Below are 19,252 nucleotides of genomic sequence, written 5' to 3' on the forward strand. Positions count from 1 at the left end.
AACACACGCTCAACATCAGCGATTATATTTATTTTTTTAGGATTTGATTATGAATAACGAACTACTTCATCACTTAGAACAACGCATCAACGAAGCAGTTGAAGAAATTGGCTCTCTGCGCAAGCGCATTGCTGATTTAGAAATGCAGAACTACGAGCTAAATGAAGAAAAATCTGAACTACAGAACACGTTAAATCAAACCAAAGAACAGCAATCAAATTGGGAAAGCTCACTCTCTCAAATGCTGAGCCGATTAAATCAAATGGACAATAAACAATGAGATCCCTACTACTAGCAGCACTGATGTTAGTCAGTGCTCATACTTATGCTAATGACCAAGGTGGTCAAATTGCGAGCCTAATCACCTTTGAATCCGCTGCAGCTCGTCCTGATGGACGAGATGGAAAAGACAATGTGACCTCCATATTAAATGCTGGCATGGAATTCACCACACCCGAAAACATTTCTTTCCATGGCGGCTTTACTTTCGTTTTAGGCGAGACCTTTGAAAGTGCAATCCACCTAGGCACACGCTTTTACAGTGCTAGCCCAGCATTACAGATTTTTCCAGGCTTGCCTATGTGGTCCTATATCGGAGGCGGAGTATCGTTTCTAGATGAGACCGTATTTTACCCAGAAGCTGGCTTTCGCATCGCCACCTCCGATGTCTCTCGTATTGATGTATTCATTAAAATACTGAACAGCGATGACGAAACCTATGACAAGCACATCATGGTTGGCGCAGGATTAACGTTTTAAACAAGATGAAATTTGCACCATTTATCATTGCAGGCTTTTTGATTACAACAACCTACGTTTGGTGGCAAAGTAATGAAGACATTACCATCACGCTGCCAAATGAAGCGCAAAAAAAAGAAATGCTTGGCACCAGTAGTACCCGAAGCATTCCATTAAGCCCAATACAAAACTGAGCCTCGTGTTTATGGAACATTTAATTGCCCAACTCGAAGCAAGGATTGACTGGCTAACAAAACAGCTAGAAGATGCTAACGAGGAGATACAACAGCTAAAGGATAGCAAATCAAGTACCACTGAGCACAACGCCTCAATGGACTTACTAACACAAATGGAAAGTCGCTCAACTGAAGATCAACTGCAATTTTATATAGCAGATTCATTGGATCTTCTGGAAACTAAAACCGCAGCAGTGACACCACAACAAAAAGCAAGTCCAGCAGTTGAGCAACAACTCAACTTTGACTTACTGTACGAAGGTGTTGAAACTGACACCACCAACACGACAACTGAACAGACGAATTACATGACTACACAACAACCAGAGCCTAGCAAGCTAGCGGAAGAAGATAAGCAAACTGATGTCGATACGACGCCAAGTGACACGCCTACTCAACAGGAAGCCACGATGACAGCGGAGCAACGCAGACGTCAGCGCAATCAAAAAAACAACCGTCGTCTTATTAAGATGTTGGAAGACCGCTACCCGAAAGCCTTCAACTGGAACCAACCTAAGCCTCTGAAAGTAGGCATAGACCAAGATATGGTTTTAGATGATGACTTTAACGCCAGCAAACAAAAACGAGCGCTTGCCGCCTACACACGCTCAGACAGATATAAGAAATGTCTTTTGTCTGGCCAGCCTCGCATTGATTTAGAAGGCATCGCCGTAAACGACGAACCCGCCTTACCAGAATCCATGATGCCGCGTAAACCAAAAGCGACAACCAATCGCCCGAACAAAGACAAAGCGCCACGCCCCAACAAGGCCAAAGCAAACACAAAAAGCCAACCCAATAAAAAGCCTAAGAAAGTTGCTCCGAAGGCAGACAGTCAATACGACAATCTATCACCTGAAGATCGAATGAAGGCAAAACTGGAAAAATTGTTAAATAAATCTTAAAAAACAGTTTACATCCCTGAGCGCGGTATATATTATATGCCGCGCTGCTGTGGAGGGGTTCCCGAGTGGCCAAAGGGAGCAGATTGTAAATCTGCCACGAAAGTTTCGGTGGTTCGAATCCACCTCCCTCCACCATTTCTCTTTTTACAAGATAACGTCTTGTTTCTTATCTAAAAAATTCCTCAAGATCTTAGACACAACCCAACAGCACAAAACACATATTATCCAAGCAACATCCATTTAATACAAACAATAGTTCAAGTCAAAAAATCAGCTCCTGATATACAGCAAGCTCAGAACACCACAGAGCCCAGCACAGAGCCAAATCCTACCAAACAACAAATCACCAAGCCAAACTCAAAAACCACCTTACAACTAAGATCACAACCCTCTACAAGACATAAAAACCAATACAGACCAAAAAGCACAGCATATAGCCATTTTAAGCTGGAAAACTGGAAAGCTGGAAAGCTGGAAAGCTGGAAAGCTGGAAAGCTGGAAAGCTGGAAAGCTGGAAAGCTGGAAAGCTGGAAAGCTGGAAAGCTGGAAAGCTGGAAAGCTGGAAAGCTGGAAAGCTGGAAAGCTGGAAAGCTGGAAAGCTGGAAAGCTGGAAAGCTGGAAAGCTGGAAAGCTGGAAAGCTGGAAAGCTGGAAAGCTGGAAAGCTGGAAAGCTGGAAAGCTGGAAAGCTGGAAAGCTGGAAAGCTGGAAAGCTGGAAAGCTGGAAAGCTGGAAAGCTGGAAAGCTGGAAAATAAACAACACCCCATAAGCAATCAAGAAAAATCTTAATAAAAGGCAAAATAAAGGGGAAATAGAATTGAAACAAAGAGTAGAGTAAGAATGGTGGGTCGTACTGGATTCGAACCAGTGACCAATTGATTAAAAGTCAACTGCTCTACCAACTGAGCTAACGACCCATTCTTAGTGATATTCTGTATTCTGATGGTCGGAGTAGAGGGATTCGAACCCCCGACATCCTGCTCCCAAAGCAGGCGCGCTACCAGACTGCGCTATACTCCGATGGCTCCTCGAACTGGACTCGAACCAGTGACCCAATGATTAACAGTCATTTGCTCTACCAACTGAGCTATCGAGGAATTAATCAGATTAGTGCAGAATCTTGCATCAGAGATAGTTGGTGGGTCGTACTGGATTCGAACCAGTGACCAATTGATTAAAAGTCAACTGCTCTACCAACTGAGCTAACGACCCAACTATCATAGTAATGGGGTGGACGATGGGGCTCGAACCCACGACCGATGGAATCACAATCCATAGCTCTACCAACTGAGCTACGCCCACCATTACTAAATGGTAGATAAAAATGGTCGGAGTAGAGGGATTCGAACCCCCGACATCCTGCTCCCAAAGCAGGCGCGCTACCAGACTGCGCTATACTCCGATGGCTCCTCGAACTGGACTCGAACCAGTGACCCAATGATTAACAGTCATTTGCTCTACCAACTGAGCTATCGAGGAACTAATTTTATCTTGTTCGCAACACACTTCCTTTAAGGAAGATGGCGGAGGAGGAGAGATTCGAACTCTCGGTAGGCTATTAACCTACGCCAGTTTTCAAGACTGGTGCATTAAACCGCTCTGCCACCCCTCCGTTGCGAGCGAGGTGTATATTACTGATTTGAAATTTCAGTGCAACATTTTTTTGAAAAAATTTTAACTTTTTTCGCTTACATAGTTTTGATCTGCCGCTGCACGAATCCAAACATTGGAATACCAATAGTAACTACGCCCCGTTCTATCCGGCATGGTACAGTTAATACGACCACGCCCTGTGCCGAATGCTTTCGGCGCTGTCGCCACTACCTCATAGTCTGAAGCCCATTCTAGAGTGGCTTTTCCCTGGCCAGAAACATAACAAGCCAAATCTTTGAGACGATATTTACCTTCTTTAAAGGTCAAACGAATCGATACAGGGTTTGCGCCTGCAAAATCCCCTCCAGCATCCACATTCAATAATGGCATAGGCTGTGAATTTAGCTTGGTTTTCAAGGTCGACAACTTAGCATAGGCACCTGACGCAGGAAAACGTGGCAAATTCTCAAAATCGGAATCTGCACTGACCACACCGGATTGCTGGCCAAACGCCATGATGCCCTTGTCGGCCATCATGTCACGAATCGTGTGATCAGACTCACCATATGGGTAAGCCAACATTTTCGGCGAATGACCAAGGTGTTCATTCAACAAGGCTTCGACGGTATCGACTTCCTTTTCCATGCGCTTAAGCCAAGCCACATCCGTTTCACCTTCCAGCTTACGCAACATATAAGGATGGCTGATAGTATGATTGGCAAATACCCCACCAAATTCTTCCATCTCTTTCATTTGTTGCCACGTTAAGAAACTACGACTGTTACGCTCAACTGGTTCAGTATTAATGAAAACCGTAAAAGGAAAGTTGCGCTCTTTTAAAATTGGAAAACCCGCTTTATAGATATTACGGTAAGCATCATCAAACGTAATGGCGACCGCCTTTTCAGGCAAAGGTTTATTGGCTTTTAAATCCTCTAACGCGGTTTTAAGGTCAATCACCTTAAAGCCTGCCGTTTGAAGATAGTCCATATGCTCAGTAAATTGTTCAGGGGTTACTGAGGTGGATTTCGGTGATGTCGTACTCACATGGTGATATTGCAAAACAGGGATAAAATCCTGCGCTTGCGCCATCACACTCATACCCAACGCACCGACCAGCAAACCACAACGCATCACTCCATAGCGAACCTTTGACCACATGCCACTTCTTCCTCTTTGTTTAAAGTTTGCCTCATTCTACGCGACCCTTGGGCAAAATGACCAGCTCAGCCCAGAACTTCCAATCAGCACAAACTGTTATGGCCGTTTTACTATGCCACTGCATCTACTTTTCTCATCATCAGAACTCTACACTCAAATGATCTTACCCTTCTTACTTACCCCTATTAGACGACACTCTGGAGTGCATTATGAAAAAAGCTGATTTTTACCAAAACCTCGCCACTCAACTAGAGCAATTAAAAGATCAAGGTTTATATAAACAAGAGCGTCCCATGATTACGCCGCAGTCCAGCCAAATTACCACGGCAGACCAACAAGCTATGATCAATCTATGCGCCAACAACTATTTAGGGTTAGCCAATGACTCTGACGTGACGCAAGCGGCTCATCGGGCGTTAGATCAGTTTGGCTATGGCATGGCTTCAGTACGCTTTATTTGTGGCACTCAAAACATACATACCGAACTTGAACAAAGTATTAGCCAATTTTTGGGTATGGACGACACCATCCTCTACTCATCCTGCTTTGATGCCAATGGCGGCTTATTTGAAACACTCTTAGATAAAGACGACGCCATCATCAGCGATGCCCTTAATCATGCCAGCATTATTGATGGTATTCGCCTCTGCAAAGCTCAGCGTTATCGCTATGCTAATAATGATATGGCCGAACTCGAAGCGGCTCTACAAGATGCGGACAATAATGGGGCAAAAACCAAACTCATCGTCACTGACGGCGTGTTTTCGATGGATGGTATCATTGCAGACCTAAAGAGCATCTGCGACCTTGCGGATCAATATCAAGCGTTAGTCATGGTAGATGATTCACATGCAGTAGGCTTTCTTGGTGAACATGGCCGTGGCAGTCATGAATACTGCGATGTGATGGGTCGCATCGACATTATCACGGGGACATTAGGAAAAGCCTTAGGCGGCGCGTCAGGTGGCTATACCAGTGCGTCTAGAGAGATTGTGGAATGGTTGCGCCAACGCTCCCGTCCTTACCTCTTCTCGAACGCCCTAGCCCCTGTCATTACCGCGACTAGCCTTAGCATTTTGGAAAAAATACAAGACAATAGCCAAGTACGCAGACAGTTAAAAGCCAACAGCCAATATTTCAGAACGGAAATGGCCGCACTGGGCTTCGAGCTGGTAGCAGGAGACCACCCGATCATTCCTGTCATGTTAGGTGACGCAAAGCTGGCACAAACCATGGCAAATGCGCTATACAAAGAAGGGATTTTCGTTACTGGCTTTGCGTTTCCGGTCGTTCCAATGGGGAAAGCCAGAATTCGAACGCAAATGTCAGCAGCACATACACAGGAGCAACTCGATCAAGCCATACAAGCCTTCGCTAAAGTGGGTCGAGAAATGGGCATTATTAAAGGAGAAGTGCGATGAAAACACTGGCCAAACTGCACGCTGAGAAAGGCATCTGGTTAACCCAGACGGAAGCCCCAGAATGCGGTCACAATGATGTGATTATTAAAATTCGAAAAACAGCGATTTGCGGCACTGATATGCACATTTACCATTGGGATGAATGGTCACAAAACACCATTCCTGTGCCCATGACAATAGGCCATGAATTTGTTGGTGACATTGTTGAGATTGGCCCTGAAGTAAGCGGTTTTAAAATAGGGGATCGTGTCTCAGGAGAAGGCCACATTACTTGCGGTCATTGTCGCAACTGTCGCGCAGGTCGTCGTCACCTCTGCCGTAAAACCCTCGGAGTGGGGGTGAATCGCACTGGGGCTTTTGCCGAATATCTGGCCATTCCAGCCAGTAACGCGTTTAAAATTCCAGATAACATCAGTGATGATTTGGCGGCCATTTTTGATCCTTTTGGTAATGCCGTTCACACGGCTTTATCTTTTGACTTAATTGGTGAAGACGTCCTTATTACCGGTGCTGGCCCCATTGGCGCAATGGCTGCCGCTATTGCTAAGCATGTGGGCGCACGCAATGTAGTGATTACAGACATCAACGACTTCCGTTTAGACTTAGCTAAAAAACTGGGCGCGACTCGCACCGTCAATGTGACACGCGAATCACTCACTGACGTCATGAAAGACTTGGGCATGAGCGAAGGCTTTGATGTGGGTCTAGAAATGTCTGGTAACGATCAGGCGTTTCGCTCCATGTTGGAAAACATGAATCATGGGGGCAAAGTGGCCATGCTCGGCATTCCGGGCAACAACACCCTGATTGACTGGAATCAGGTGATCTTCAAGGGTTTAATCATTAAAGGCATCTATGGTCGAGAAATGTTTGAAACCTGGTACAAAATGGTGGCCATGCTGCAATCTGGTTTAGACATTAGCCCTATTATTACCCATCAATTTTCAGTCGATGAGTTTCAAAAGGGCTTCGATACAATGGGATCGGGTCAATCAGGAAAAGTCATCTTGGACTGGCGCTAAGTGATTAAAACTTGCGTCAAAAACATGATCGCGTTAGCGTGATTCTTTTCGACGCAAAACTGAGCGGTAACATGTTAGAAATTGGCACTCAAGCGCATCCGCGTCCACACCAAGATGCGCTCTATATTCTGTTACATCGTCAACAAGTACTGGTCGAAGCTGACCAGCAATTTTTAATTCCCTTTCACCATTTTCAACCTAACGCCAATATGGGCGCTGTCTATTGTGGTCAATGGCACGGTCAGGACGTGTTTGTTTGCCGCTTTGACACCGTGCCAAAAGGCTTTACGGAAATAGGGTTGCGTGAACTCTTGTTCCTACAGGATCAAGAGCACTACATCTTACTCAGTCGGGCCCATCAATTATCCACTTGGGACAGAGATCATCAGTTTTGTGGTCGCTGTGGCACAAGCCTGCAAGAAAAACACCACAAAGAACACACGAAAATTTGCCCGAAATGCCATTTACGTCATTATCCACGCATTTCACCTTGTATCATCGTCTCCATTCGATATGACAATCGCATTTTGCTTGCTCGTGGCCCACAGGCTCCGAAAGACCGTTACAGCAACATTGCCGGATTTGTCGAAGCTGGCGAAACCTTAGAACAAGCTGTCGCTCGTGAAGTCAAAGAAGAAGTCGGCATTGAGATCAACAACATTCGCTATATCAGTAGCCAACCTTGGTCATTTCCCCATCAATTGATGGCAGGCTTTTTCGCAGATTACCAGTCTGGCGAATTAACACCTGCGCCTGGCGAAATCGAAGAAGCAGATTGGTGGCATATAGACGATTTACCCATGATACCAAACGCGGCCACCATATCAGGCCAACTGATATTGCAGCATGTTGATTGGATCAAGACTGAACAAAATTAAAGCGCCGGTTGGCACTGGTATTCCCGTGCCAACCTCCTATACTAGCTTTCCCCTTTAGTCGTGTGTTCACTCCCTATTAATAATAAGACTGAGAAAAACGTGGAAGCCTTACTTCAATCCATTGAGAAAAAAGTTCGCCCTTTAATTGGCCAAGGTAACGTGGCCGACTACATCCCAGCCTTAGCAGAGGTTGACCCTAATCAGTTTGGTATCGCCATTTACAGTAACGATGGCACGCTATATCAAGCTGGGCAAGCAAACACCGAATTCTCCATACAAAGTATCTCAAAAGTGTTCAGCCTCACACTGGCCATTAAGCATTATGGTGAAAGCATGTGGCAACGAGTCGGTCGAGAACCTTCTGGTAATCCATTTAATTCTTTAGTGCAGCTAGAATACGAAGCAGGCGTACCAAGAAACCCCTTCATCAATGCAGGGGCATTAGTGGTCAGCGATATGAACCAATCGCGCTTTGCCTCACCCCATTACGCTATGCGCGAGTTCATCCGACGGTTGGCCGATAATCCACATATAACATCAGATAAAGCGGTCTCTGACTCAGAGTATGAATTTCGTGCTCGCAATGCGTCCATGGCCTATTTAATGAAAGCGTTTGGCAATTTTGATAATGACGTTGAAGCCGTATTACACAGCTATTTTGATAATTGTGCAGTGCGTATGAATTGCATCGACCTTGCCAAAGCCTTCAGCTTTTTGGCGAACAAAGGGTTTTCACAACATTCTAATGAGCAAATTCTAAGTCCGAGAGAAACCACACAAATCAATGGTTTACTGGCCACCAGCGGCTTATACGATGAAGCCGGAAACTTTGCCTATCGTGTTGGTTTACCTGGAAAAAGTGGCGTTGGCGGAGGCATCATCGCCATTGTGCCAAACCAATTCTCCGTGTGCGTCTGGTCACCTGAACTCAACCAGTCAGGTAACTCCTTAGCGGGCATGGCGGCCCTAGAAGCGCTATCCGAAAGCATTGGCTGGTCAGTATTCGGCTAATCCTATTGGTCTAATCAAGCACCAAACATTAAAAAAGGCGCTCAAACTGTGTTGAGCGCCTTTTTGTTTATTACCTAGCTAGATACAAATAACTAATCAGTGATCACTTTGTAACAAGGTACATAAGCCGTACCGGGTAGTTTCATACGCTGCTGATCAACAAAGGCTTGTAACAGTACATCCAATTTGGCTAACAAGGCCTTATCACCATGAATTTCAAACGGGCCAAACTCTTTAATGTGAGCCACACCTTGCGCTTTCACATTACCCGCCACAATAGAAGAAAAGGCACGACGTAAGTCGGCAGCCAGTAAATGCAACTCTTGTCCGAAGTGCAGGTTCAAGCTGCGGACATTGTCATGAGTGGGCTCAAAAGGATGCTGAAACTCTTCTGGAATGTGTAATTTCCAATTGTAGTAAAACGCATCTTGATGCGCTTTACGATAATCACGCACCTCTTCCATACCCTGTTTCATGATACGCGCCACCGCCACTTCATCATCAATGACAATTTGGTATTTGTTTTGCGCTTCTTTTCCTAGCACGTCCCCAATAAAAGCGTGAATTTGCTCAAAATAATCCGCACTTTCTTTTGGTCCAGTGAATACCAATGGAAAAGGAATATTGGCATTTTTAGGGTGCAATAAAATCCCCAAAATATAGAGAATTTCTTCCGCAGTGCCAGCGCCACCAGGGAAAACAACGATACCATGCCCAGCTCGTACAAAGGCCTCAAGACGTTTTTCAATGTCCGGCATAATTACCAATTGATTGACGATCGGATTTGGCGATTCGGCGGCAATAATACCAGGCTCAGTTAACCCCAAATACACGCCATCTTTAATGCGTTGCTTAGCATGCGCAATCGCCGCGCCTTTCATCGGCCCTTTCATGGCACCAGGCCCACAGCCAGTACAAATATTGAGATCCCGCAACCCCAATTCATGACCAACACGCTTAGTGTAATCATATTCATGACGGGCAATAGAGTGGCCCCCCCAACACACAATCAAATCTGGATTCTGAATACGGCGAAACACATCGGCATTACGCAGCAATTCAAACACCACATTCGTCAGTTTTTCTGAACTTGCGGTTTTTAAGCCATTTTCTAAATCGTATTCATGATGGGTAAAAATAATGTCGCGCAGCACACTAAATAGCATTTCACGCACACTGCTGATCATCTTACCGTCAACAAACGCACTACCGGGCGCATTTTTTAGCTGTAGCTTCACACCACGTTCTTGTTGAATAATTTTAATATCAAAATCACGATATTCATCCATAATCGCTTGCGGATCATCCGAATCACTGCCGCAGTTCAAAATGGCCAACGCACAACGGTGGAATAAATCATGAAGCGGCCCTGATTCCTCAGACAAACGCGCCATTTCATCTTGTGACAACATTTCCAAAGCGCCTTTTGGCGCCACTAACGCATCTACGCGATCTTCATACTGCATGATCGCCCTCCTCTTTTTTTATCTTACTTTTTAACGGTTTTATCATTACTTTATATTGGTAGTGATGGACCGCTTTATCAAGCAGACTAAACAAAGTTAACAAAATATCCCTAATTAAAGATCAATTAGTTAGTCGCCATTTGAGTTCGTAAGCGCCCAACAGGGCGCTCATCAATCACAATGTGAATCAAGGCCGTAACCAGAGCAATGAGGCAAGCGGCCCACCAAACAACATCATAAGATCCAGTGTGATCGTATAAGTAACCACCTAACCAAACGCCACTGAATGAGCCAAGCTGATGACCAAGGAAAACAATACCGTACAACATGCCCATGTATCGCAAACCAAACATTTGCGCGACCAAACCTGAGGTCGGTGGAACCGTGGCTAACCAAAGCAACCCAGTCACAATCGAGAACAGATACACAGACCAATCCGTCATTGGAAACACCATAAAGAGTGCAATAGCGACGGCGCGTAACGCATAGATAATGGTGAGCAACTTTTTCTTCGAATAGATGCCCGCCCAACTACCCGATAACAAACAACCAAAAATATTAAACAAACCAATTAGCGACAAACTGGCGACGGCCACTTCGGATGAAAAGCCTTCATCGGACAAGAAAGCTGGCATATGTACGGTAATAAAGGCCAACTGAAAACCGCACACAAAAAAGCCCACCACCAGCAACCAGTAATGCGAATACACGCCCGCTTCTTTTAATGCTTGCGCCATAGTTTGCGTATTTTCTGAATTCCCTGACTGAGTAAGTTTCATGTCTTTTTCATTGCGAAACGGGCTCGACAACAACACCATCATCAAAGCACCACCCGCGAGCAAAAGCAACGCGGTACTCCAGCCATAAGCTGAAATAAAACCTTGTGCCACAGGGATGACCAAAAGCTGTCCAGCCGAACCTGCTGCACTGCCTAGCCCCAAGGCGAAAGAACGTTTTTCAGGAGCCACCATTCTCGCCATAGCTGGCAAAACAACCCCAAAGCCTGTGGCGGCAATGCCCATTCCCATCAAGACCCCGGCGCCAAGATTAAGGCCAAAAATAGTACTGGCTTCCGCCGTAACATACAGACCTAATGCGTATAAAACCGCCCCAATAAATAAGGTTTTCAAGGTACCAAAGCGATCAGAAAAAGCCCCGGCTAGAGGCTGAAACAATCCCCAACATAAGTTCTGCAATGCCAACGCGAAAGCAAACACTTCACGACCATAACCAAACTCTTCAGAAATAGGCGCCATAAAGAAGCCCATGGACGAGCGCAAGCCAAAATTTAACGCCAATAATATGCACACAAGCGCCATGGCTAAACTGAATAATCGAACGGGTTGTGACATGCTGATCCCCTGCATCGTCCATAGCTAAAGATAAGCTCTAAATCATAGAGCTAAGCGCAGAACAAGAGCAAGCCAAAAGAAAAAAAGGCCCAGTGACAATCACTGAGCCTTTCGCCAACAAAGAGCATTTAATATTTAACGACCATGGTCATTCTGATGACTTGGGTCGCAAATAAGCCAAGACCTTATTATCAAACTGCAGTGAGTGCACCAATTTTTGGAAGTCATCCAGTGTCAAAGAGCCAGCCAATTGAGACATGTCGTTTAAATAACGGGCATCGTCAAACTTAACAAAACTCAACTCTAACCTGTGCACTAAGGTTGAACGGAAAGACGTTTTTAAACGGTTGTTTTCCACATCAACAAAAGCGGCCTGAGTTTCTGCCACCCACTGAGGCGTAATGAGCGCAGGCAAGTCCGCCAATACTTGCTCCGTTTGCGATGCCAAAGCGTCGACTCGCTGTGGGTCACTAGAAAATTGAACAGAAAGTTCTGCGCGATTTGATTCACGATTTAGCTCCAGACCCACTCGAACACTGTAAACGCCTTGTACCTTATCGCGAAGTTGTCGTTTCAACACCTCTTCCAAGCGCTCGCCAAGATAGATGAGCTGTAATGCCAATTGTGGCGACCAAGGCATGTCTTGATAAGCGTACAAACGAAACTCCGCTTTTGGTGTTTCATTTATCGGCAAATCTAATATTCTGTGCCCTGCTTTTTGCAACACGGCTTGAGTTTGCCACACTGATGATGCTGTTTGTGTATCCACACGCGGAATGCTCGCTAAATGCTTTGCTACGGACATCAGCAGTTCTTGCTCATCCAGACGAGAAACTATGAAGTATTGAACTGGCTGCGCAATCTGTCGCTCACGAACTTGGTTCAACTCAGCAAAACTAAGCGGCTCAAGCCCCTCTACACTGGGCACTAACTCTTGCTCATCACCAAAACGCGTTTTGGCAACCGCCCTTGCAAAAGCCTCATTCACTCTTACCACATCCACTTTGGCATTGCGCAACAACGTCTCCATTACGTCCTGATACACCGGCAGGTTAATGTTTGGCAGGCTTTGTGACTGATGATAATAAGCGAATAAGGTATCGAAGTTTTCATCTTCTGTGTTGCCTCGGTAAAACACGCTTTGCGCTTTTTGTTTGATGGACAAATTTATTTTGTGCGTTTGTCGCCATTTGATTAGCTCTTTTTCTGTCCAACCATAGATGCCAGTCGCTTCTGAGAGTTGTAATGCAATTTGCTCCGCCCAGTGATTACCCTCTAATACTTGATAACCTGCTTTAGAGTAAGCAGAGAAATAACTAATAGACTCTTCAGCAGGCTGATAAACGTCTGCATAGCGCTCCGCCAAAACCGTCGGATCCAATAAGGTCAATCCATCACCATTTGATAACTGCCACTCAGACAAACCTAATTGCGTATCACGAGACAACAAACGATACTCCCCACTCGAATCACTTTCCGGCAGTACTTTATCTACTACTTGTACGGCTTTTTGCAAGGGATTGTGGGTAGCTTGCAAAGCGTTTGAAAATAGTTTCTCTACTGCTTCAGCGTTGCCAAGCTCTACTTTCTTTCCGCCAACCGCTTGGCTGTAGAGAATGCGATCCGCGGAACTCAACCAGTCTCGCATTCGCTGATTAACATCGTCTAAATGAATCGTTGGCAATACTTCAAGCACTTGATTATTAGACATCTCGGGGTCCGCTAAAACTTTATTAGAGGCAACCGCATCTAACATTTTCATGCTCCATAAACTGCCTCTTTGTTGCGCTGCCTGCTTATTCGTTTCAACTGTATCCATGACTTTTTGTCGTATTGCATCAAAATCAGCTTGGTAAAAACCTTGCTGTTGAATGGCGGCCAATTCTGACGCCAATACAGACAAACCGAGCGCGTGAAAGCCCGTATCGACATTCACTGAAAAGCCCAGAATATCCACATTTGGAGACACACTGCCTTTGGTACTTGAAAACGTTCTCACCTGATCGTCTAGCGTGCTGTTTTGACGACGCACTTGTTGCGTTAGTAGACGACGGGCCATGTAATCGATCAAACCATTACGTCGCCCTTGTTGTGAATTATCATAATAATTGGCATAACGCAGTAGATAGGCCACGCGATTAATTTTGCCCGCCGCATCCGTTAATTGACCGATTTTCAGCGTATCATCTAGTTGCGGGTCTTTTTCATGGCGCGGCGGTAATGGGTTATTTTCAACTTGACCAAACAGTTGCTGTATTTGCTTAGCAAGATGCTCAGGATTGCTTGGAGTATAGAGGATTAACGCCATGTTACTGGGCTGATACCAGTCCTGATAAAAGGCTTTTAGTCGCTCTACCGAGGTATTTTTAATGGACTCTTGAGTACCAATAACAGGACGCTCAGGATACAAAGACCCCACCCGTAATAACGATTTTTTCTCTTCATTAATACGCGTTCTGGGCGACAATTTTTTACGCCACTCTTCTTCTATTACCAAACGTTCTTTAATTAAGGATTCATCCTTAATTTGCGCATAAAAAGCCATTTGTTGATAAATTTTCAGCATAGCGGATAAGCTTTTGTCATCCGTCTTTTTTAGATTCATCATATAGCGCGTATTTTCGCTGTTGGTCATCGCATTAAAGCCCCGACCTTGCTTAAGACCAAGTTCAGTTAATGCACTTCTCACGCTCTGCGGGTAATCATCACTTTCGTGGAACACCATGTGCTCAACCATATGTGCCACGCCCAGTTGATCCTGCTCTTCATCCATGGCACCCGCTTTGACGAATAAGGTCGCCATGGTCAATTGCTCTGGGTAGTCACTCTCTTGTCGTGAGTCAAAAATATAATACTGAAAACCATTGTCCAAAGTGCCACGAACAATCCGTTTATCCCAAGACAGCTCCCCCACTTCATTAGCCAACACTGGCTGAACGAGCAAACAAAACAAGACACTCAAAACTCGCTGATAAAACATCATTCACATCCAAAAAAACGAGAAAAGTAGTGACCAAATTGCGTCACTACTGATAAAAGAGATTTAATCCAACCATTAGCATCAATTAGAAACGCATTCCCACTTCGATAGTGCTTGAGCGCCCCAGGGTGTAAGAATAAGTATTGGAGTTCGTGGAAGTATCAATGTAGTCATCAAAGACATTATTGATCTTTAATTTTAGGTAACCATCCACATCATTGAACAGCTCTGGTCGCCACTCAAACGTGGTGTCTAAGGTAACCAATTGATCAAAGTCTAGATCATCGTATATGTCATATGTGCCAGTACTGTCTGTGTAATCCTCGTTCGTGTCTTTCGCTATCGTACCGCCAGCTTTCACATTAATGCGGTTTGACCAAGTCAGGTTCCATTTAGGAATAAACGTCTCAGTAGAAAACTTAACAGTAAAAGGAATATTAAAATCCGTTTTTGGCAATTGAGTTTCGTAGATCACTTGACCGTGGTAGTAGATAGAGTCAGAAGAAATCTCCTCTTCGTATGACACATCACTCAACACGTTGGTTTCGCTTTCTTGATAACTGATGGAAAAACCACCGTAAGTTTGTGTGCCTGCGACTTCAAAAGGTTTCAGTGTTTCGAAACTCAAAGAAAGGGTTTCAGTAAGACTTTCCCCTTCATTTGTGTAGTAATCACCAGTGTCGTTTTCAGCACGCGTCACTAAATCCTGAGAATCTCGACGTACCCACTTGAGAGTGGCGTTAACGTTGCCCAGTTTTTGCGACACTCCCAACACCAATTCATCCGAATAAGGCGTGTCTAAGTCATACTGGTAGAAAGAATCATCGGAATAATTCGTCACACGATTTAAACTACCATCGGAATTGTATCGATACACGGTACGCCATGAGCGTAACTGACTGTTCACCTCGTAACGGAAGAAATCACGGCCATAGTATCGATTGGCGCCAGTAATCAAATAGGTTTGCTGGTTACTGAAAATATCCCAAGTGGCACTAGCGCGGGGAGAAATATCCAAGTTTTCAAGCGAAGTATTGTAGTCGGCTCTCAACCCCAAGTAGTAAGTCCAATCTTTGTGTTTGATGGAGTCCTCAACAAAAGCACCGTAAGCCAAATAGCTTTTTTCTAATTTGTTTGCTGCGATTTCACTTTGAAATAACAGATATTCATCATCGTAATCCACCACACCATCAGAGTTTGCATCGGCACAAAACTGATTAACAGTGCTAATGCACTTATAAGTTTGACTAATAATGTCGTCTTCTACTTCATAAAACTGCTTAATATGTTTTAGCTCTCCACCCAGGTGAAAAGAGTGCTGAAAATCCCCAACAACAAAGGCATTTTGTAACCAGTCCAATGTCAGTGCTGCGGTATTCTGTTGCTGATTCACATCACCAAAACCACCGGAATAAGGCCAGTCACCATTGGCTGCATCCGCTGGGTGGTTGATATAAATCGAGTCATCGGATGCTAAGGTATCTTGCGCCTGGTTATAGCTCAAACGGCTAGTCAACAAGCCTTTTTGCGCTTGATAAACCGTATCAAAGGCGATACCTGTCGCTTTGTGGGATTTTACAAAAGCCGACTCGTATGAACTACTGGTGAGGCCATCGTGATAACGATTCGAATAAAGGACTGACGCACCAAGGTTTAAATCTGAGGTGGCTTTAAAATCAATGCGCGTTGCGAGATTATCCACAGTATCGTCGTATTCAATTCCCTGACGCCCTAAATCAAGGTTTGATGTCTTCCTCTGATAACTCTGAGCAAAACGAGAGGTTCCGCGTGAAAAGCTATAGGTCATGCCAGCTTTCTCTCCCAACCTTTGAGCACCTGAGAGGGTATAACGCTGCTTTAGATAATCTGGCGTGTACTCACCTGCTATAGAGTTCCCTTCCTCCATTTTTTCTTCCAATGACTCATCAGCGTGCATTTCATCCCATTCATCGCGTGAAATCTGATACCTCCAAGAAAAATAATCTTCACCATCATAACGTTTGATTTCCGAGCTAATCACACCGCCAAGAAAGCCCCCAAACGCCGCTGGCACGTTGGAATCATAAATGGTCACCGATTCCAAAATTGCTGGATCCACATAGAAGCTCTGTGATGAGCTACCAGACAACATTTTGAGGCTGGCTGGATTAATTGGGTTAGTATATTTGTCCTCTGAATCCCCAGGACTCAAGTCATTGTTGGCCGACATGCCATCGATAATATAAGCATTCTGATAATGAGCTTGGCCGTGAATAGAGACTTCATCAGGGCGCATACTGGCACTACTAGCAGAGTTACTGGAAGATAGACTGAAACGCGCAGCCGCATTACCTTTCAGCAAGTCAGTTAAATTGGTGCTCTCCCCTGCCATACTTTCTATCTCAGAAGAACGAATGGTTTTCTCTCCAATCTTGGTCGTATCTTTGGTGTCGTTAATTAATATAGGAGAGAGTTCAATGCCATCTGAGGTTTCCGTTACGCTGTTCGCATCAACCAAAACAAGGCTGTTACCCGTGCCTTCTTGATAAGATAACCCAGTACCTGACAATAAAAGATCTAACGCTTGTGTGCGCGAGTATTGCCCTTCTAAACCCTTTGTTCGTTTGCCGCGGGTTAATTGAGCATTCCCACCAATAAACCAACCTGATGTTACTGCGAATTGGTTTAACGCTTTCTCTAACGATCCTTCTGGAATACGATAAAATTTATGCTCATTAATAACGGATGCCGCAAGCGCACTATTTGGCACAATAAAAGAAAAGCTTCCTGTTACCAAGCCTATGCTCAAAGCTAGTAACGTGGGAGTGGTTCGCTGCTTGACACAACGAAAAGAACGGCGGGTTAACATGTGATACTCCGGTAATAGTAATACTTCTTATTTCTATTACCGAACACAGTTACGAAAAAGGGACATAAGAAAGGTTATTTATTTTAAGGCATCGCTTAAATTCTTATGCGGCTACGACATTAATCCACCAAGGCATGATTTTTTCGACCTTAATAGGAAATGCCGTTTCTAACATTGCCAAAACGGTATCAATATCTTGGGTTGGATAGGTTCCAACCACGCGCCAGCTTGCTAAGCTTGGATCGAGATTAATATGACCATACTGATAACGGCCAATCTCATTAATAAAATCTCTTAAAGACATGTCATCGACAATTAATTGACCACGAGTCCAAGACTCATACATAGCCAATACTGACTGAGGTTGCATCGAAGCATTTTTATGTAAATGCACCTCTTCTCCAGCATTAATCAGCCTAGACTGTTTCGAGTGCAAGGAAGAAAAAGACAGTTGTCCATGATAGACAGCCAGTACAGCCTGTTGATCAGATAAATGGCGCAAACAAAAACGAGCTTTTGGGGACGTCAGTTTTATGACCGCATGAGGGCAACTCACTAAGAAAGGCCGTTCATCTTGTGTTTCATTTAAATCGAAAAATGCTTCGCCTGAAATCAAAGACATGGCCCGCACGTTGTCATCAAACTCATCATTTAAGCCTGTCAATGTGTTTAACCAAACATCAGAACCATCTGCTAGCGTGAAATGCTTCACCTCACCAGTCGAAGTATGAAAATCGGCCTTCCAAACCGCCACCATAGTGGACAAGCTGACCTTCTCCCATCCAATCCAACCAAGGCCTAACGCCGCCGTGACGCCGAATAAACCTTTAGTAAATTGTCGACGTGACACTTGTCTGGCATGACTGTGGTCGAGAACCTGCTTAACGGGAGTGTTAAGCCCCTGTTGTTGAAAAGAGTCAAACATGGCGCCGACTGATTCAACTTTTGACCAAGCCCGCTGATGCTCTATATCAGCCTCTAACCATTTTTGCCAAGCTTGTTTATCTTGTTCCGATACCGCTTCATCCGACAATATGGCAAACCACTCAGATGCCGCTTCTAACTGTTTGAAGTGATTCGATTTTGAATTAATCATGGGGAAAGTTCCGACTGCAACATCACGCACTCAAGCATCGCCTGGGCCATATAACGTTTTACCATTCGCTCAGAAACAGACAAATGATCAGCGATCTCTCGATACGTTAAACCGTGTAATTGCGATAAAATGAGCGTGTTTGCTACCTTCATCGGCATTTTTGCAATCAAGGCATCAAGCTGGCACAAAACCTCGATCATCTCTGCGGAATGCTCGGCTGACGGTTGAAAATCTTCTTCTAAGTTTGTCAGCGACTCAAGCCAAGCCTGCTCAATTTGTTTACGGCGCCAGTGATCAATAAACAAACCTCGGGCAATGGTGGCAAGCAAGCCTTTTGCTTCCCTACCATTCCATGAGGTATTTGATTTTTTCAGCAGGCGCACAAAAGTATCTTGAGTTAAGTCTGCCGCCAACTCATTGCAACCCAGTTTTTTACGAATCCATCCTTTTAACCATTGATGATGCTCAATATAAATGTCTCCAACCCTTTGAGCATTTTCTTGTTCAGGACTCATCGCTTGGGAGCACCTCGCCTTATATCACTGT

At 44.7% G+C, this 19,252-nt stretch carries 16 protein-coding genes and 9 tRNA genes; 9 read left to right on the plus strand and 16 right to left on the minus strand.

Going from position 1 to position 19,252, the window contains the following annotated elements:
- Positions 1–49: 49 nt before the first annotated feature.
- The 5 genes from OA79_RS01920 (at position 50) to OA79_RS01935 (ending at position 2,014) form a co-directional block, all read left to right on the plus strand.
- Positions 50–280: a cell division protein ZapB gene (locus OA79_RS01920; protein WP_063331536.1), complete on the plus strand. Its 231-nt coding sequence runs from the start codon at positions 50–52 to the stop codon at positions 278–280.
- Positions 277–759 (plus strand): hypothetical protein, encoded by a 483-nt coding sequence (locus OA79_RS01925; RefSeq protein ID WP_063331537.1) that lies wholly within the window; start codon positions 277–279, stop codon positions 757–759. The genes OA79_RS01920 and OA79_RS01925 overlap by 4 nt, the downstream gene beginning before the upstream one ends.
- Before the next feature lie 5 nt (positions 760–764).
- Positions 765–932, plus strand: coding sequence for a hypothetical protein (locus OA79_RS18165; RefSeq protein ID WP_156486200.1), 168 nt, complete (start codon positions 765–767; stop codon positions 930–932).
- Between the two features lie 11 nt (positions 933–943).
- The gene (locus tag OA79_RS01930; RefSeq protein ID WP_063331538.1) at positions 944–1,879 is read left to right on the plus strand and encodes a ProQ/FINO family protein; all 936 of its coding nucleotides are present in this window, start codon (positions 944–946) and stop codon (positions 1,877–1,879) included.
- Positions 1,880–1,930: 51 nt separating this feature from the next.
- Positions 1,931–2,014: transfer RNA gene (locus OA79_RS01935), tRNA-Tyr, on the plus strand.
- Positions 2,015–2,172: 158 nt separating this feature from the next.
- Here OA79_RS01935 and OA79_RS01940 read toward each other — a convergent pair.
- The 10 genes from OA79_RS01940 to OA79_RS01985 form a co-directional block, all read right to left on the minus strand.
- Positions 2,173–2,655: a hypothetical protein gene (locus tag OA79_RS01940; protein ID WP_063331539.1), complete on the minus strand. Its 483-nt coding sequence runs from the start codon at positions 2,653–2,655 to the stop codon at positions 2,173–2,175.
- A gap of 64 nt (positions 2,656–2,719) precedes the next feature.
- Positions 2,720–2,795 (minus strand) — tRNA-Lys (locus tag OA79_RS01945).
- Positions 2,796–2,821: 26 nt separating this feature from the next.
- A tRNA-Pro gene (locus tag OA79_RS01950) sits at positions 2,822–2,898 on the minus strand.
- Between the two features lies 1 nt (position 2,899).
- Positions 2,900–2,975: transfer RNA gene (locus tag OA79_RS01955), tRNA-Asn, on the minus strand.
- A gap of 39 nt (positions 2,976–3,014) precedes the next feature.
- Positions 3,015–3,090: transfer RNA gene (locus tag OA79_RS01960), tRNA-Lys, on the minus strand.
- Between the two features lie 14 nt (positions 3,091–3,104).
- Positions 3,105–3,180 (minus strand) — tRNA-His (locus OA79_RS01965).
- Positions 3,181–3,203: 23 nt separating this feature from the next.
- Positions 3,204–3,280: transfer RNA gene (locus OA79_RS01970), tRNA-Pro, on the minus strand.
- A gap of 1 nt (position 3,281) precedes the next feature.
- Positions 3,282–3,357: transfer RNA gene (locus OA79_RS01975), tRNA-Asn, on the minus strand.
- Positions 3,358–3,399: 42 nt separating this feature from the next.
- Positions 3,400–3,490: transfer RNA gene (locus OA79_RS01980), tRNA-Ser, on the minus strand.
- A gap of 62 nt (positions 3,491–3,552) precedes the next feature.
- Positions 3,553–4,632, minus strand: coding sequence for a polysaccharide deacetylase family protein (locus OA79_RS01985; protein ID WP_082825337.1), 1,080 nt, complete (start codon positions 4,630–4,632; stop codon positions 3,553–3,555).
- A gap of 209 nt (positions 4,633–4,841) precedes the next feature.
- Between OA79_RS01985 and OA79_RS01990 the strand changes: the two genes are divergently transcribed.
- The 4 genes from OA79_RS01990 (at position 4,842) to glsB (ending at position 8,964) form a co-directional block, all read left to right on the plus strand.
- Positions 4,842–6,053: a glycine C-acetyltransferase gene (locus tag OA79_RS01990; protein WP_063331540.1), complete on the plus strand. Its 1,212-nt coding sequence runs from the start codon at positions 4,842–4,844 to the stop codon at positions 6,051–6,053.
- Positions 6,050–7,075, plus strand: a complete 1,026-nt coding sequence (gene tdh / locus OA79_RS01995) for an L-threonine 3-dehydrogenase (protein ID WP_063331541.1) — start codon at positions 6,050–6,052, stop codon at positions 7,073–7,075. Before OA79_RS01990 ends, tdh begins: the two co-directional genes overlap by 4 nt.
- An 11-nt stretch (positions 7,076–7,086) precedes the next feature.
- A complete protein-coding gene (gene nudC, locus OA79_RS02000; RefSeq protein WP_231908778.1) occupies positions 7,087–7,953 on the plus strand; it encodes an NAD(+) diphosphatase in 867 nt (288 codons plus the stop codon).
- Positions 7,954–8,052: 99 nt separating this feature from the next.
- The gene (glsB, locus tag OA79_RS02005; protein WP_063331542.1) at positions 8,053–8,964 is read left to right on the plus strand and encodes a glutaminase B; all 912 of its coding nucleotides are present in this window, start codon (positions 8,053–8,055) and stop codon (positions 8,962–8,964) included.
- 92 nt (positions 8,965–9,056) lie between these two features.
- Here glsB and ppnN read toward each other — a convergent pair whose 3' ends face one another.
- The 6 genes from ppnN to OA79_RS02035 form a co-directional block, all read right to left on the minus strand.
- Complete coding sequence (ppnN, locus tag OA79_RS02010; RefSeq protein WP_063331543.1) at positions 9,057–10,430, minus strand: nucleotide 5'-monophosphate nucleosidase PpnN; 1,374 nt, start codon at positions 10,428–10,430, stop codon at positions 9,057–9,059.
- Positions 10,431–10,555: 125 nt separating this feature from the next.
- Entirely contained in the window at positions 10,556–11,782 is a 1,227-nt protein-coding gene (locus tag OA79_RS02015; protein WP_063331544.1) for an MFS transporter, read from the minus strand.
- A 148-nt stretch (positions 11,783–11,930) separates the two neighbouring features.
- Entirely contained in the window at positions 11,931–14,765 is a 2,835-nt protein-coding gene (locus OA79_RS02020) for a M16 family metallopeptidase (protein ID WP_082825338.1), read from the minus strand.
- An 82-nt stretch (positions 14,766–14,847) separates the two neighbouring features.
- Positions 14,848–17,610, minus strand: coding sequence for a TonB-dependent receptor (locus OA79_RS02025; RefSeq protein WP_063331546.1), 2,763 nt, complete (start codon positions 17,608–17,610; stop codon positions 14,848–14,850).
- Between the two features lie 103 nt (positions 17,611–17,713).
- Entirely contained in the window at positions 17,714–18,706 is a 993-nt protein-coding gene (locus OA79_RS02030; protein WP_063331547.1) for a DUF4880 domain-containing protein, read from the minus strand.
- Complete coding sequence (locus tag OA79_RS02035; RefSeq protein ID WP_063331548.1) at positions 18,703–19,221, minus strand: sigma-70 family RNA polymerase sigma factor; 519 nt, start codon at positions 19,219–19,221, stop codon at positions 18,703–18,705. Before OA79_RS02035 ends, OA79_RS02030 begins: the two co-directional genes overlap by 4 nt.
- Positions 19,222–19,252 lie beyond the last annotated feature (31 nt).

Origin of the sequence: Marinomonas sp. TW1, assembly GCF_001625355.1 — a bacterium.
In the GTDB taxonomy this organism is placed as follows: domain Bacteria; phylum Pseudomonadota; class Gammaproteobacteria; order Pseudomonadales; family Marinomonadaceae; genus Marinomonas.

Excerpts from the sequence above, each read along its gene's own strand:
- OA79_RS18165 (WP_156486200.1), top strand. The coding sequence starts at position 765 with ATGAAATTTGCACCATTTATCATTGCAGGCTTTTTGATTACAACAACC.
- tdh (WP_063331541.1), top strand. The coding sequence starts at position 6,050 with ATGAAAACACTGGCCAAACTGCACGCTGAGAAAGGCATCTGGTTAACC.
- OA79_RS02015 (WP_063331544.1), bottom strand. The coding sequence starts at position 11,782 with ATGTCACAACCCGTTCGATTATTCAGTTTAGCCATGGCGCTTGTGTGC.
- OA79_RS01990 (WP_063331540.1), top strand. The coding sequence starts at position 4,842 with ATGAAAAAAGCTGATTTTTACCAAAACCTCGCCACTCAACTAGAGCAA.
- ppnN (WP_063331543.1), bottom strand. The coding sequence starts at position 10,430 with ATGCAGTATGAAGATCGCGTAGATGCGTTAGTGGCGCCAAAAGGCGCT.
- OA79_RS01985 (WP_082825337.1), bottom strand. The coding sequence starts at position 4,632 with ATGTGGTCAAAGGTTCGCTATGGAGTGATGCGTTGTGGTTTGCTGGTC.
- OA79_RS01925 (WP_063331537.1), top strand. The coding sequence starts at position 277 with ATGAGATCCCTACTACTAGCAGCACTGATGTTAGTCAGTGCTCATACT.
- OA79_RS02025 (WP_063331546.1), bottom strand. The coding sequence starts at position 17,610 with ATGTTAACCCGCCGTTCTTTTCGTTGTGTCAAGCAGCGAACCACTCCC.
- OA79_RS01920 (WP_063331536.1), top strand. The coding sequence starts at position 50 with ATGAATAACGAACTACTTCATCACTTAGAACAACGCATCAACGAAGCA.
- OA79_RS02020 (WP_082825338.1), bottom strand. The coding sequence starts at position 14,765 with ATGATGTTTTATCAGCGAGTTTTGAGTGTCTTGTTTTGTTTGCTCGTT.
- OA79_RS02035 (WP_063331548.1), bottom strand. The coding sequence starts at position 19,221 with ATGAGTCCTGAACAAGAAAATGCTCAAAGGGTTGGAGACATTTATATT.
- OA79_RS01930 (WP_063331538.1), top strand. The coding sequence starts at position 944 with ATGGAACATTTAATTGCCCAACTCGAAGCAAGGATTGACTGGCTAACA.
- OA79_RS02030 (WP_063331547.1), bottom strand. The coding sequence starts at position 18,706 with ATGATTAATTCAAAATCGAATCACTTCAAACAGTTAGAAGCGGCATCT.